The following is a 15,248-nucleotide window of genomic DNA, read 5'->3' as shown; positions in this document are numbered from 1 at the left end:
ACAGATTATGGCTTATAGAATGATTTTAAATGAAACCTCTTATTTTGGTGCAGGTTCAATCCAACATATCGTTGATGAGATTAAAAAACGGGGTTTTAAAAAAGCATTGGTGGTTACTGACAAAGATCTAATTAAATTCAAAGTAGCAACAAAAGTAACAAAATTATTAGATGACAATGGTTTTGCTTATCAAATCTTTGATCAAGTTATGCCTAACCCAACAATTGGAATCGTTAAAAAAGGGGTAGACATTTTTAAACAGTCAGGTGCTGATTATTTAATAGCGATCGGTGGTGGATCTCCGCAAGATACGGCCAAAGCAATTGGAATCATTATTAATAATCCTGATTATGCTGATGTGCGCAGTTTAGAAGGCGTTGCATCAACTAAAAAACCTGCGGTTCCTACCATAGCCATTCCAACAACGGCAGGTACCGCTGCGGAAGTAACGATCAATTACGTTATCACAGATGAAGAGAAAAAACGCAAGTTTGTTTGTGTTGATCCGCATGATATTCCGATTGTTGCTATTATTGATTCCGAAATGATGGCTAGTATGCCTGCAAGTTTAAAAGCTGCAACAGGTGTTGATGCGTTAACTCATGCTATTGAAGGGTATATTACTAAAGGTGCATGGGAACTTTCTGATATGTTCCATCTAAAAGCGATTGAAATTATTTCACGTTCACTTCGCGATTCTGTCAAGGGTAATAAAAAAGGTGGTGAAGATATGGCACTTGGGCAATATATTGCAGGAATGGGCTTTTCAAATGTTGGTTTAGGGCTTGTGCATGGTATGGCTCATCCGCTTGGTGCATTTTATAATACACCGCATGGTGTGGCAAACGCGGTTTTGCTCCCCCATATCATGGCTTACAATGCTGATTTTACTGCTGATAAATTCCGTGATATTGCTAAGGCAATGGGAATTGTTAATACTGAAAGTATGAGTATTGAACAGGCCAGGCAAGCTGCTGTTGATGCAGTCAAACAACTTAATCAGGATGTAGGTATTCCAGCTAATTTGAAAGCCATTGGTGTAAAAATTGAAGATATTCCATTGCTTGCGAAGGCTGCTTTTAATGATGTTTGCACAGATGGTAATCCACGTAAAACAAATGTTCACGAAATTGAACAACTTTATCATACTATTTATCAATGATAAGTTGCTTACATAAAATTATGAAATAGGTTAGTAAATATCATATTGACTTATTTCATATTTGATGATTAATAAAGAGGAATGGTTATGTTAAGAAAAGCTTCAATCATGCAGGTTAATCCTGATAAACATGCGGAATATAAAAGACGGCACGATGAAATTTTTCCAGAATTAGTGAAAGAATTAAAAGCACATGGTGCACATAATTATTCGATTTTTCTCGATGCAAAGCGCAATCTATTATTTGCTTACGTTGAAATTGAATCAGAAGAACGTTGGAATGCTATTGGTAGTACCACTGCGTGCCAAAAGTGGTGGACATTTATGCGTGATATTATGCCAAGTAATACTGATAATAGCCCAATCAGTGAAGAGTTATTGCCTGTATTTTATCTTAATTAAATGGTTGCTCTCTTTTGGTGTTTTAAAAGAGAGTAAACTTTAACAATCTAATTTAACTCAAGGAGTGTTACTTTTTATTGTGTTTATTTTTAAATTTTGATCGATATTGGGATGGCGTTTGTTGAGTCTCTTTTTTAAAAACCACAGAAAAATAGTTACTATCATCATAGCCACATTCCGATGAAATCATACTGATCGAGTATTGCGTATTGCGCAGTAATGACATAGCGTTACATAGACGACGCTTTTGCAAATACTCATTAATGGTCATGCCCGTTTGGCTTTTAAATAGACGGCTAATTGAACGTTCTGCAATATGATTTTGTTTGCAAAACATTTCCAAGTTAAATGAACTGCCAATACTATTATGCAACATTGTAAAAAGTAGATCTAACTGATGAGTCTCTGTAGTAGATTGTTCATTAGGATCTTGCTTGATTCTATCTAATAAAATTAATAACTGTAAAAACAACGTTTCAGACAAATGCACTGAGGGTAAATTATTTTTTTTTGATTCTATGGTTAACTGATCAACCAATGATGATAACTGTTTAATAAATGAAGGATTAATTCGCCAAACGCGTTCTGTGTGTTTAGCGTTATGTTGAGGTAGATATTTTTCAATTATAGCTGACAAAAAAAGCGTTTCTCGCAAATATAATACATTAAACAGTTTAAGATTATTTACGGATTCATAACCGTGAATGTCCTTTGGATTGATATATAAAATATCGCCACTGGTAATGGGATAAATATAATCATTCCAATGATGCAATCCATTTCCTGAACAGACAATAACAATTTCATAGAAGTCATGATTATGCAAAGGAAAGGATTGCTGATGTTCTCTTTTTTCGACAGTAACCGTATTTATCTTTGAAATAAAATAGTCCTGTTTATATAAACGTAAATATTTATTCATAACTTGTTCTTGACGACTTTGTTTCACGATTAATGATAACGTCTTTCTGGATCATTACGTAATATTTGTGGACCAATTTCAAACTCTTGTTTAAAACAGGTTGAAAAGTAGGCACTATCATTAAATCCACATTCTTGAGCAATTTCTGTAATTGTCTTTCTTGTATATATTAATTGAGTGTAGGCCTCAGCTAAGCGTAATTTTATTAAATATTTTTGGGGAGTAATACCTAAATGGTTTTTTATGTGTCGATGAAAAGAGCGAAGTGACAGTGAAAATTGTTGTGTGATCATATCCCAATCAATTGGTTCATTAAAATGAATTTGTAACCAGTGCAACAATTGTTTAACTCGAGAATCTGTTGATCCTTCTCCTTGATTAACATGATGATTTTGTTTAAATAATAAAAGTAATTGTAAAAAAAGACTTTCCTGAAAGGCATTTGGCTGTTTATTCATTTGATTGAGTTGATTTAAAATAGCTTGCACATATTGGTTACATTTTTTATCTACAAAATAGTGCGATTGGTTCGTTTTTTGTCTGGGTATCAATTCGTTAATACCATTGATAAAATTGAATTTATCTTGATCTCTAAATAAGATATTTGTTAAGTGTAAATTATTAACATTTTCGTATAAATGGCAATCACTTGCATGAATATAAAACATCATACCTGGATAAAGGTCAAAAAGTTGACCATTTAAAATATGCTTACCTGATCCCTTTGTGACAATGACAATTTCATTAAAATTATGAGTATGTTCAGGATATACGGTTTGTGGTGCCCGAGGTTCAAGAGCAATGTTTTGGTCACTTGAAACAAAAAAATCTTTATCAAGCAGTTTTTTAATCATGGATAGTCCCCATAGCTTTACTAATTGTTATACCCATATTTTAAAAGGAAAATCATACCGGACCTTTAATATATGGACATGAAAAATCTTTTTTTGGCTGTTATTTATAGTAATTTTAGACTTTTTATCAAATTTGTGCGAAGACTCACACTTTTGACAACCAGTTCAATTTTAAAGCAGAACGATTCTTTGTAAGATTAATTTATTAAATTCTGTTTATCGTTTTTCCTTTCTTCACTTGGCGTTATACCAAATGTTTTTTTATATAACGTTGTAAAATGAGTACTATTGATAAAACCGCAAAGTAAAGATATTTCAGTAATTGTCATATCACTTTCACGAATTTTTGCTCGTGCTGATAACAATCTCAATCGTTTGATGTAGTTTTCTGGTGTTAGGCCTGTGGCTTGTTTAATATGCCTGAACATTGTTCTAAGAGTTAAATGAAAACGTTGAGCAATACTATGCCAATCATATTCATCAAAACAGTTATCTTGTAAATGATTAAGCAATAAGTGAAGTTTATAACGTGTATTGTTTTTTTGTGTTTGCCGTTGTGATTGATCAATAATAGTAATTAATTTAAAAAATAAAAATTCACGATACTCTAATGAATTTTGCAAATTAAACATCTGATCAATAACGGTATTACACTCTTTCCGTATGCTCGGTGTTAGCCAAATAGACGAACTTAAATCATTCACGGAAATTCGATTCAATAACATTTCTATCTTATTTAAATACATAAAGTTGCGACGAGGATTGATCAAGATATTTGTTAGTTTTAAAGTACCCAGTTCGTCATAAAAATGATAATCATGGTGACGAACTAAAAACACATCACCTTGTTGTATAAATAAAGGTTTACCATTAATAATATGCAGTCCATGTCCTTGTTCAACAGTGACTAACTCATCAAATTCATGGTTATGTTCATAACTGTTATCTTCTGGGTCACTTTTATACAGCGCTAATTTATCTAATTCAGAATTAAAATAAGTAATGATTTTTAAATGATTCATAATGCTTACCTAACTTCTTTTCAATAATTCTAATTATGGTTAGTGAAAATGCTGAATTAAAAAATGTGTAGCATCAATGATTGTTTACGTCACTTTCACTCCTCACACAATAATGTAATTAACATTCTGTTTAAAAGTAATAATTCTAAAAATGTGAACTGACTCTTAATGATCTTTTTACTAATGCCATTTATACCGCTAATGTGGCAATATCAAAGTAGCTGTCTTAAGTAACTCATAGCTATACTCCTAAATAGAGATTTTTAAGGAGAATACTATGGCACAAGCGATACAAAAAAATGATGATATTGTTATGATTCGGGACATAAAGTTCATTGCTAAAGCCGAAAATTTAATACCAACAATCCATCAAACAATTATTAAAGCGCAAAATATCATTACATTAGTTAATGACTCACAAGCAATTCATGGATGGTCGTCTAAGGTAATTAGTCCTGCCACTATTTATTTCAATCAAAGTTTTCAAACTGGTGAAAGTTTTATTATTGATTTTGGTCAACATGGAGTTGGGTATTTATCTTTTTTGTGTGATGCGGTAGGAAGTCCTCCCGATGCACCTGCACATATCAAGTTTTCGTTTGCTGAAACTTTATGTGAGCTTGCCGAGCCATTCAGTCAATATCAAGGATGGTTGAGTAAAAGTTGGTTACAAGAACATGACGAGTACATTGATGTACTACCAGCCCAAATAACCTTAGGAAGACGTTACTGTTTTCGATATTTGAAAATTGATATTGTTTCATTATCACCTAAATACAATTTAGCGTTTAAAGACATTGAGTTTAAAACAGTAAGTTCAGCGCCTGAGCACTGTATTGAGTGCCAAACACAAGATCTTCAATTAGCTAAAATTGATCAAGTGTCCGTCCATACACTGCGAAACTGTATGCAAGAGGTGTTTGAAGATGGACCTAAACGAGATCGACGATTATGGTTAGGAGATCTACGACTTCAAGCTTTAGTCAACAATGTTACTTTTAAACAACATGAACTTGTCCGCCGTTGCTTATATCTGTTTGCAAGTCATAGACGAGAGGATGGTATGGTTTCGGCTAATATTTTTGTAAAACCACAAATTATTGCTGATGATACTTTCTTATTTGATTATTCGTTGTTTTATATTGATGTCTTATATGACTATTTCATAGCAACTCAAGATCACACCACTGTTAAAGAATTGTGGCCAGTAGCTTTACAACAGATTAATATCGCGCTTAAACGTTGTGATCAATATGGACTTGTGGTCGATAGTGATGACTGGTGGTCATTTATTGATTGGCATGAAAAACTAAATAAACAAGGTGCTTCACAAGGTGTTTTAATCTATTGTTTAGACAAAGCGATACAGCTTTCTCAAACCTTTCAACCAGAGATATCCGCAAATTTACAACAAAATTTGGATTTTGTAAAACACGCGGCTGACAAATTATGGGATGAAAAATCCGGATTTTACATAAGTGGTGTACAACGTCAAATCAGCTATGCAACGCAAATTTGGATGATTCTTGCTGATGTAGGGGATCTCAAACATCAGCGAAAATTGATGAATAGTTTGCAATTAACCCCTCCTGATATCGGTATGAATACACCTTACTTACGCCACCACTATATTTTAGCTTTATTAAAAGTTGGTATGACCAAAGAGGCGATAGACGAAATTAAAGCCTATTGGGGAAAAATGGTTGCATATGGCGCTGATACGTTTTGGGAACTGTTTGATCCTAACGATCCCAACTATTCACCTTACGGAAGCAGAATCATTAACAGTTATTGTCATGCATGGAGCTGTACGCCTGCTTGGTTTATTCGTCAATACTCTCTTTAATCAATTTAATTAAAGGATTTAAAATTATGCATTCAATATTTAAACTTTGGCAACAACGAATTGGTTATGGAATTGCTGATTTGTCTTGTAACTTAGTATGGCAGTTAATTTCATTATATCTTATGTATTTTTATACTGATGTAATGGAGCTACCAGCTTACTATGTGGGTATTATGTTTTTAGTTACACGATTAATTGATGGTGTTGCTGACGTATTAATGGGACTTATCATTGATAATACATCGACTCGTTGGGGTCGGTGTCGTCCATGGTTATTAATTGGTGCAATACCTTTTGGTATATTATGTGTATTGGTATTTTATGTGCCAGATTTTGGTACAACAGGTAAACTTATCTATGCATTTGTGACCTACTTGTGTCTGTCATTTGTCTACACCATTGTTAATATTCCCTTTAGTGCAATGTTACCGTTTTTAACTGCGGATTCTTTAGAACGTACGACATTATCCTCCGTACGAATTTTATTAGGATCATTAGGATCAACCATTGTTGCAGTGGCAACATTACCTTTAGTTGCAACATTAGGTAATGGCAATCAAATTCATGGTTTTTTATATACCGCAGTTATTTTTGGATGCATTGCAACCTTCTTTTTAATCGTCAGCTTTAAAAATGTTGAAGAAAAAATCACTATAATTCAAGATAAAATGACTCTTGCCCGTGCATGGCTAGGTCTAAAAGATAATACACCTTGGAAAGTTTTTGCTTTCAATATTTTTCTAATGTGGGGAGCGTTCTTTTTACAAACAGGAGCATTGGTCTATTTTTTTAATTATTATGTACAAAGCACAGAATTAACAGCAATTATTGCAGGTATATCAACCTTTGTACCATTACTTGGAACACTGACTGTTCCTTTGTTAGCCAATCGTCTTAAAAAACGCCATATTTACTTATTTGCTAGTACTATCAATTTGATTGGAATGGGGATTATGATGCTATCTGGTGTTAATCATCTTGGTTTGATTATAGGTGCCGTGATTTTATCAATTGGAGCCGGACAACGCTTAGCGATCTATTTTTCAATGCAAGCTGATCCCGTTGATTATGGAGTTTGGAAAACAGGTATTAATACTGCAGGTATCTTAACCTCTATTAATGGTTTTTTAGGTAAGGTGGCTATGGCGGGTGCTGGTGCAATTACTGGTGTTTTGCTCACTTCTGGTGGTTATATTGCTAATGCTGTGCAAATACCAAGTGCACTTTTTGTCATCAAGCTTTGCTATCTTTATCTACCAGGTATTTTAATTATCGCTTCCATGTTTTGGATCAGTAAGTTTTATAAACTTGATGACATTTATGAGTTTATTTGTAAAGAACTTGATGCCAAACGCTTAGATACTAATAAAGATAAATAACCGTAGTTCAGAGTATGCCTTTCCTTATAAAAGAAAGGGTTATGAAGTTAAAATTATAGTTGCAGTTTGTTATTGATATTTGGTCCCAACACTAGTAGCAATTGGTATTTATTAAAACGTGAGTAAAAAAAAATCGATGTAAAAAATGATATGTTAATGGTCGTATCATAATTGTATTATACGGTAAGTGTGAATTAGACGATCACTATTAGACGGATTTTCTCAGTACAACTCTAGATTAATCTTAGCAAGAAATGGATTTCGATGATGACAAATCAATAAAGGAGCTTTGAAACTTATAATAAGTTTCCATTAAGGCAAGATCTCTTTATTTAATATTAAAATCAACCCACTAACAACTTATCCTCTTATAGTTTTGGTTTATATTTATATGATAAAAAAAAGCGTAAGCGAATTGGTGATACTTTAGAGTTGACAAAAATATCGGTAATCTGACTTTTCAAATTACTCTATAAAAAATGGAACAGCGTTTATTAGGGATAACACTTATCATGGATATAAAATAAGGATAGAAAAGCGGATTATTTACGTTTAAATGAATTAGATACTTTATTGTCTAAACGCATATTTTTAACTTTCTATCCATCATTCATTTTATCTAAAACAATACAAAAAAGATGAAATTGTTTATCCCAAAAATTGGGATTAATATAGCAATTGACCATTTCATATAACCAAAAAAGCTTGGCATTTTAATTTGGTGCTGTATTGCTATACTTTTAACCATAAAGTTAGGCGCATTTCCTATGTAACTAAGCGCCCCCATAAACACGGAACCCATTGATATGGCCAATAGTGTTTTTGCCATTGTGGTCATTAACGTCATGGCATCTCCTGATGCTAGATTGAAAAACACCAGATAAGTCGGAGCATTGTCTAAAAAGCCTGAAAGCAATCCTGCAAACCAAAAATACAGAGTATTGATTGGCTCAAGATGGTCATTGTTAACGAGTGTTACCATCGCCGCTAATGCCCCATTACTGCCTGATCGTAAAATTGTTAACACCGGTACAATTGTAATAAAAACACCAATAAACAATTTTCCAACTTCAATAATTGGATCCCAATTAAATTCATTATCAGCACGAATTTGCTTTGGTGTAATCAGGACAGAAGTAACAGTGATAATTAACAATAAAAGATCTCGCACTAAATCGGATAGGGCGATCGAAGTAGTAAAAATGGTGAATGTGATTGAAGATTGCCAAATCCCAGATATCAACACACATATAATAATAGCAAACAATAAAAAAATGTTTGTTATACCATAGAGTTTGAAGGATTGAGTACTGGTAGTATTCATTTTTGACGATTGACCATATTGTATAAGAAAGTAATGATTATCGATAACATAGAAAATTATCAATAATAAAAATGTAGTCAATAACACTGGACAAAACATATGTTTAACGGTCCAAAAAAAATCAACTCCTTTTAAAAAACCAATGAATAATGGCGGATCACCTAATGGAGTTAATCCCCCCCCAATGTTGGCAACTAGAAAGATGAAAAAGATAATAATATGAACAGATTGATTACGGTGACGATTAGCCCTAATTAGAGGACGAATCATTAACATCGCCGCACCTGTTGTACCCATAATTGATGCTAAAGCAGTGCCAATTGCTAACAATATAACATTTAATTTTGGGGTACTAATAACATCACTTTTAATCAAAACCCCGCCAGATACGGTAAACAGGGCAAGTAGTAAAACGATAAAAGGGATATACTCCTCTAATATTGCATGAGAAGTTAGATTGATGGTGGTTTGCATGCCGAATGAAAAAATGGCAGAAACCATAAACAGTGTTGTCCAAAAAATAATAATTTTACCATAATGATAGTGCCACAATCGTACTAAAAATAGTGGGCATAATGCAATTGATAGCAAAATTCCAATAAATGGTACAGCCCAAACCAAGCTCAACTGATCACCGTTAAAGTCGGAAGCATAGAGATCAAAAGGGATAAATAACAATAAGATAAATGAGGATGGAAAGAATTTTAATGGAATTCTCATGGCATTTCCGTTTGAATTAAAAGTTTGAAATTATAACAAATAAGAACTTTTTTTCTAATGGAATGTATTAAAGTCATGTTTAATGTCATAATAACTAGATTTAATCAACACTAAATGAAATTACCCTTTTAAATTTATGTGTATTAACACTTAGTTCTCCACGAGCTACGGACAATAAGCATTAATCACCGTATCAGCAAAACAGTAAAAAATAATGCGCTTCAAATAGCTAAAATAGACGTAGCGGTGAATAAACAGTGAGTCATATTAGATCCTATCGCTGATGGAAAAGCAACCAAACACATCAATACAAATGTGGCTAATGAATTTAGTGACGAGTACAAACCAGCCAGTTTTGCAATCAAGAATTTTAATCCAATTTATTGGATGACAAAATAAATTCTGTGGATAAAATGGCGATGGTATCGATACTACTAAACCATTTTGGACTAATTTTTACCCATGCGAAATAGTATTACAATAATATCAACGTTTTAATCGATATCAGCAAAATCTTAGGGGAAGAATTATTTTATGTCATTATCCGTAGAAATTTCTACTTAAGTGTAAACAGCTTATTTAAAATAAGCTAAGTTAAGCGTTTTTTACTTTTCCTTATTCTATGTAAAACCTTTATAATAGGCGGTCTTTTTAATGTTGGATAAAACATGCAAGAACAGTCAAACTCAGTTAATAAAACTGCTTTACATCAACGTAATAAACATCGGCATGGATATGATTTTTTGACTCTATGCCAGACATTACCTGATTTCACAACGTACGTTAAAACGAATCAATACAATAAGTTATCTATCGATTTTGCTGATCCAATGGCAGTTAAATTGCTAAATAAAGCACTTTTATTACATTATTATCAACTCAGCAACTGGGATATTCCCAATGATTATCTTTGCCCTCCAATTCCAGGGCGAGCAGATTATCTTCATTATCTAGCTGATTTACTCGCTCATGATAACGAAGATAAGATTCCTTTAGGTAAACAGATCCGTGTTCTTGATATCGGTGTAGGAGCAAATGTAATTTATCCGATTATTGGTCGAGCTGAATATGATTGGTCATTTGTGGGTAGTGATATCAACCCAATGGCCATTAATGTCGCAAAGCTTATTGTTCAATCTAATCCATTATTAAATGGTTTTATTGATTGTCGATTACAGAGTAATACCTCTGCAATTTTTAAACAGATTATAAAGCCAAAAGAATTTTATATGTTAACTATGTGCAATCCACCTTTTCATGATTCGGCACAAGCAGCAAAGGCTAGTAATCAAACTAAACTCAAAAATTTAGGTAAATTACGATATTCAAAATCTAATCCTGTTCTCAATTTTGGTGGTCAGCAGGCTGAACTATGGTGCAAAGGTGGTGAAAGTGCTTTTATCACTAATATGATCAAAGAAAGTACACAATACAAATACCAATGCTTATGGTTTACTTCGTTGGTTTCTAAAAAAGAGTCATTGAAGGTACTAAATAAGCAATTAATTACAGTTAAACCTGCTGAGGTGAAAATTATTTCAATGGCACAAGGGCAAAAAAAGAGTCGTTTTATTGCATGGAGTTTTTTCCATCGAGATAGAAGGCAAAATATTGTCAAAAAATTTGAAAAATAGAGTTCGTATAAAAAATTTTCTTAGACACTTATTTTTAAAATATTTATTTAAATCAATTTATTATGTTATTTGTTTTAGTCAAAATTATTTTGAATAGTAATAATATTTTTATGAATAGATGTTTTTATAAGTCTAGTATGTAATAAAATGTCATACGGAAACATGTAATTTTTATGTAAATAATTATATACAGTTAATTAATATTGTTATTAAACTATTTTGTTTATTGTTTAATCTATTTTTTTTTGATAAAAAGTCATTTATACTTATTTCAGTTTTATATTTTGTATCGAAATTGAGTTTTAGTTTTTAGATAGTCATTATCACGAATAAATTAAGCAGTTTCAAAGGAGATACAATATGTCTGAAGTAGTCTTCTGTAAATATAATCTTTTTTTTTTAATACATATTAATCAATTTTGTCGTTCTCATTTTATTGTCAAATTATTTTCAATAATTGTTGTTTATTTTTTATTTTTGTTTAGTAATCTAGTCAATGCACTATCCGCATCGACTGAAAGTATTATTTATGGTCATGCACCTTATTTAACTTTTGACGGTGGTAAAACTAAAGCGGTCAGTGTTGAAGGTTTACTGGGTTTACAGCTATCTGATGGTCGAAGCTTTATTGCTTCTGGCAGTCAAAGTGATTTATATCCTCATGCTATCATAGATAATTCAAGCCAAGAATCACCCATTGATTTGTTGAGTAATAATGATACTTTTTTGAGCATTAAAACCTTGGTACCGTTAGTCAATAATAGTAGCTATCCAAGTATTTCATTGAGTAATCTTATTGCATCTTCTGATAATTATTGGGGAGATGAAGATGGTGATGTTTCACCAAATGCAACTGGTAATTTGATGGTTAAGTGGTTAGATGCAAATAATAACGATATTACTACGCAAGTAAAAAATAATCCTAATGCCCAGTTAACAGCATGCGATTCCCCTTATAAATTAACGATTACTTCTAATGGTGGTCAATTATCTACTCAATATGGTATACCTAATGTGACGCATTTTAATGGTGCTAAGCATACGTATTATCTTAATCGTAAAATTGATACTCCGTATGTATGTTACATTCAACCAAATGTTTGGTATGATGGACGCCATTATCCTGATTCAGATGGTCCTGATTGGATCAGAAGCCGAGGATTTAAAGTGCAAGATACCAGTAACCCTGATCGCAATTTTCCCACGACAGGTTTAAATGGGCTTCATTTTTATTTGGTGTTAGGCGGGGTTACACCTGAACAAGTCATAGCTGCTAATGCCCAAAATGGTCAAATTGTTTATCCTGTTAACGGTGGGAATAAAGTCACCATTTCATTAAAATCCGAACAAACACCAGGTTGGGATAATTCACCAAAGGTGCTGGCATTAAAAGTGGTTTTAAATGGACCTAATGAAAATTCCACTGATACTTCATTTAGCCCAGTTCTATTTAAAATCTATGCAGACAATGAACACCAACAGTTATTATACAGTTTTAATATTGATAGATGGTATATCGCTAGTTCAAATGATGCATCATCTAAGGGTGATGTACAACGCTTTTGTGATAATCTGAGTAATGGTTATCGATTCCCTAAAGTAAATGATTTGACCAATGCTAATGGCAAAGGTTGGCATGGCGGAATTAATGGACACAATATTAATAATTATCGTCGACAAATTAGCTATAAAGATGAAAGTGGTAAATGGATTGGTGGTATTTTTAATGAATGGGGATCTTCTTATCAACTTTATTATCCAACAAGTGATTGGCATACTTCAACGCAATCCTACTATTGGGCATTATCCGATGATGCCAGCATACAATATGCGGTTGGTTCTGATGCCGGTGATATCGATTCAGATTCTACAGCAAATAAAATGGTTTGCGTTAATCCTTAATAAGAAGAAATAACTATAAAAAATAATCTTAACATTTATTCAATTAAATAAAACTATTTTAAAGGATTTGATTGAATAGCACATTATGTATCTTTTCTACCTGATTGAGCGATTATAAAATAATCGGTACTCACATAAAAAATAAGTAGGTAAGATAAAAATGAACGGAAATGAAAAAACAGCGTTAATTGAACAACTGCAAACCATTGTTGGAAAAAAATACACTTTAACAAATCCTAATCGGACTTTGCCTTATCGTCAAGGTATTCGTTTTGGTGAAGGTGATGCATTAGCTGTTGTATTACCTGGAACATTAGTAGAGCAATGGCAAATATTAAAAGTTTGTATTGCCGCTGATGTTATTGTTATTACACAATCAGCAAATACTGGCTTAACGGGTGGTTCGACCCCAGATGGTAATGATTATGATAGACCCATTGTAATCGTGAGTACTCGTCGTTTAGAAGGTATTCAAATTATTGAAAATGGTGAGCAAGTTGTATGTTTACCAGGAAGTACATTATTTCGTTTGGAAAAAGAGTTAAAAAAATATAATCGAGGACCGCATTCAGTTATTGGATCATCATGTATCGGTGCATCTGTTATGGGCGGTATATGCAATAATTCTGGTGGGTCCCTAATTCAACGTGGTCCTGCCTATACACAAATGGCTGTTTTTGCACAATTAGATGCACAAGGTCAATTACATCTTGTTAACCACTTAGGCATTGAACTGGGTGATGACCCAGAAACCATTTTACAGAATCTAGAAAATCATACCTATACTGAAAATGACATTAATCGCGATGCGGGTTTAGGTCACGATCATCATTATTGTGATCATGTTCGTGAAGTTGATGCCGATACTCCTGCACGTTTTAATGCCGATCCAGCTCGCCATTATGAAGCTTCGGGTAGTGCCGGACGCTTAATGGTTTTTGCCGTACGTCTTGATACATTTCCATTAGAGAAAAAATCAGAGGTATTTTATATTGGTACCAATGATATAAACGAGTTAAATGATATTCGCCGTCATATTTTAAGTCAGTTTAAAACATTACCGGTATCAGGCGAATATATGCATCGAGTCGCATTTGATATTGCTGCGGTTTATGGCAAACCGACTTTTTTGGCTATCCAAAAATTAGGAACCGATACCATACCTCGCCTTTTCGCTTTTAAAAACTTTGTTGATCGTGTTACAGGTAAAATTCCATTTTTTCCAAAAAACTTTTCTGATCATTTTTCTATTTTTGTCTCTAAATTTTTACCTAATCACTTACCGAAAACCATCCGTGACTACCGTGATCGTTATGAACATCATTTAATTTTAAAAATGGCAGATGATGGTATTGCCGAAGCTGAAGCATTTTTAAGAGATTATTTCCAAAATAAAAACGGAAATTATTTTTTGTGTAATGCTAAAGAAGCCGAAGCGGCAATGTTACATCGTTTTGCTGCAGCAGGTGCTGCCACATCTTATCGAAATATCCATAGTAAAACAGTGGAAAACATTGTGGCATTAGATATTGCCCTACGTCGTAATGATACAGATTGGTTTGAAACCTTGCCAAAAGACATTGATCAAAACTTTATCTATAAAATGTATTATGGGCATTTTTTCTGTTATGTCTTTCATCAAGACTATATTGCTAAAACAGGCACAGATTGTGATGAAGTGAAGGAACAAATTTTGGCTTTACTTGATCAGCGTGGGGCACAATACCCAGCAGAACATAATGTTGGGCATCTGTATCACGCTAATGCCGATTTGAAAAAATTCTATCAAGAACTTGATCCGACTAATAGTCTAAATCCTGGTATTGGTAAAACTTCTAAGAAAAAATATTGGAAATAATCTTATTTAGGAAACTGTTAGTTGAAATAGGCTGGCGAAGCTTAGATGGAGATAATTTAACGCTCACAGAACAACTTTAGTTGTTTTAACGAGCAGTGTAGCCGATCACTAATATTAATATTTTGATTAATCATTAAGATAATTATTGATTATTCTGTGATGATTAAGGAAGTTAGTTGAAAAAGATAGATAAACAAAAAAGGGCACAAAGCCCTTTTTAATT

At 33.0% G+C, this 15,248-nt stretch carries 11 protein-coding genes; 7 read left to right on the top strand and 4 right to left on the bottom strand.

The genetic code is table 11. The annotated features are described in order from the left end of the window. The first annotated feature begins 7 nt into the window (after nt 1-7). Entirely contained in the window at nt 8-1,162 is a 1,155-nt protein-coding gene (fucO, locus tag J3U13_RS04840) for a lactaldehyde reductase (protein ID WP_267340512.1), read from the top strand. A gap of 87 nt (nt 1,163-1,249) precedes the next feature. Further along, nucleotides 1,250-1,564 carry an L-rhamnose mutarotase gene (rhaM, locus tag J3U13_RS04835; protein WP_267340511.1) on the top strand — a complete coding sequence of 105 codons (315 nt, stop codon included), beginning with the start codon at nt 1,250-1,252 and terminating at the stop codon, nt 1,562-1,564. A gap of 67 nt (nt 1,565-1,631) precedes the next feature. Here the strand turns inward: rhaM and J3U13_RS04830 are convergent, their stop codons facing one another. The 3 genes from J3U13_RS04830 to J3U13_RS04820 form a co-directional block, all read right to left on the bottom strand. After that, nucleotides 1,632-2,486 (bottom strand): helix-turn-helix domain-containing protein, encoded by an 855-nt coding sequence (locus J3U13_RS04830; RefSeq protein WP_267340510.1) that lies wholly within the window; start codon nt 2,484-2,486, stop codon nt 1,632-1,634. A gap of 29 nt (nt 2,487-2,515) precedes the next feature. Next, entirely contained in the window at nt 2,516-3,340 is an 825-nt protein-coding gene (gene rhaS, locus J3U13_RS04825; RefSeq protein WP_267340509.1) for an HTH-type transcriptional activator RhaS, read from the bottom strand. A 197-nt stretch (nt 3,341-3,537) separates the two neighbouring features. Then, nucleotides 3,538-4,362: a helix-turn-helix domain-containing protein gene (locus tag J3U13_RS04820; protein WP_267340508.1), complete on the bottom strand. Its 825-nt coding sequence runs from the start codon at nt 4,360-4,362 to the stop codon at nt 3,538-3,540. A 277-nt stretch (nt 4,363-4,639) separates the two neighbouring features. Here J3U13_RS04820 and J3U13_RS04815 point away from each other — a divergent pair, with 277 nt between their 5' ends. Then, entirely contained in the window at nt 4,640-6,208 is a 1,569-nt protein-coding gene (locus tag J3U13_RS04815) for a hypothetical protein (protein ID WP_267340507.1), read from the top strand. 26 nt (nt 6,209-6,234) lie between these two features. Beyond that, nucleotides 6,235-7,587: an MFS transporter gene (locus J3U13_RS04810; RefSeq protein ID WP_267340506.1), complete on the top strand. Its 1,353-nt coding sequence runs from the start codon at nt 6,235-6,237 to the stop codon at nt 7,585-7,587. Between the two features lie 619 nt (nt 7,588-8,206). Here the strand turns inward: J3U13_RS04810 and J3U13_RS04805 are convergent. Beyond that, complete coding sequence (locus J3U13_RS04805) at nt 8,207-9,631, bottom strand: sodium:proton antiporter (RefSeq protein ID WP_267340504.1); 1,425 nt, start codon at nt 9,629-9,631, stop codon at nt 8,207-8,209. 668 nt (nt 9,632-10,299) lie between these two features. On the opposite strand from J3U13_RS04805, the gene rlmF reads away from it, so the two are divergent. The 3 genes from rlmF to dld all read left to right on the top strand — a co-directional run bounded on the left by rlmF (nt 10,300) and on the right by dld (nt 15,025). Then, complete coding sequence (rlmF, locus tag J3U13_RS04800; protein WP_267340503.1) at nt 10,300-11,265, top strand: 23S rRNA (adenine(1618)-N(6))-methyltransferase RlmF; 966 nt, start codon at nt 10,300-10,302, stop codon at nt 11,263-11,265. A 360-nt stretch (nt 11,266-11,625) separates the two neighbouring features. Continuing rightward, nucleotides 11,626-13,167, top strand: coding sequence for a hypothetical protein (locus J3U13_RS04795; RefSeq protein WP_267340502.1), 1,542 nt, complete (start codon nt 11,626-11,628; stop codon nt 13,165-13,167). A 160-nt stretch (nt 13,168-13,327) separates the two neighbouring features. Further along, entirely contained in the window at nt 13,328-15,025 is a 1,698-nt protein-coding gene (dld, locus tag J3U13_RS04790) for a D-lactate dehydrogenase (RefSeq protein ID WP_267340501.1), read from the top strand. The last annotated feature ends 223 nt before the right edge of the window (nt 15,026-15,248 follow it).

Source organism: Gilliamella sp. B2887, assembly GCF_026537015.1.
Classification (GTDB): Bacteria; Pseudomonadota; Gammaproteobacteria; order Enterobacterales; family Orbaceae; genus Gilliamella.
Note: the sequence above shows the minus strand (reverse complement) of the source record. Positions and strands in the feature narration are given on the sequence as shown.

What these genes read in the sequence shown, in the direction of transcription:
- J3U13_RS04820 (WP_267340508.1), bottom strand. Translation starts at nt 4,362, where the DNA reads ATGAATCATTTAAAAATCATTACTTATTTTAATTCTGAATTAGATAAA.
- J3U13_RS04815 (WP_267340507.1), top strand. Translation starts at nt 4,640, where the DNA reads ATGGCACAAGCGATACAAAAAAATGATGATATTGTTATGATTCGGGAC.
- rhaM (WP_267340511.1), top strand. Translation starts at nt 1,250, where the DNA reads ATGTTAAGAAAAGCTTCAATCATGCAGGTTAATCCTGATAAACATGCG.
- J3U13_RS04810 (WP_267340506.1), top strand. Translation starts at nt 6,235, where the DNA reads ATGCATTCAATATTTAAACTTTGGCAACAACGAATTGGTTATGGAATT.
- rlmF (WP_267340503.1), top strand. Translation starts at nt 10,300, where the DNA reads ATGCAAGAACAGTCAAACTCAGTTAATAAAACTGCTTTACATCAACGT.
- fucO (WP_267340512.1), top strand. Translation starts at nt 8, where the DNA reads ATGGCTTATAGAATGATTTTAAATGAAACCTCTTATTTTGGTGCAGGT.
- J3U13_RS04805 (WP_267340504.1), bottom strand. Translation starts at nt 9,631, where the DNA reads ATGAGAATTCCATTAAAATTCTTTCCATCCTCATTTATCTTATTGTTA.
- rhaS (WP_267340509.1), bottom strand. Translation starts at nt 3,340, where the DNA reads ATGATTAAAAAACTGCTTGATAAAGATTTTTTTGTTTCAAGTGACCAA.
- J3U13_RS04830 (WP_267340510.1), bottom strand. Translation starts at nt 2,486, where the DNA reads ATGAATAAATATTTACGTTTATATAAACAGGACTATTTTATTTCAAAG.
- dld (WP_267340501.1), top strand. Translation starts at nt 13,328, where the DNA reads ATGAACGGAAATGAAAAAACAGCGTTAATTGAACAACTGCAAACCATT.
- J3U13_RS04795 (WP_267340502.1), top strand. Translation starts at nt 11,626, where the DNA reads ATGTCTGAAGTAGTCTTCTGTAAATATAATCTTTTTTTTTTAATACAT.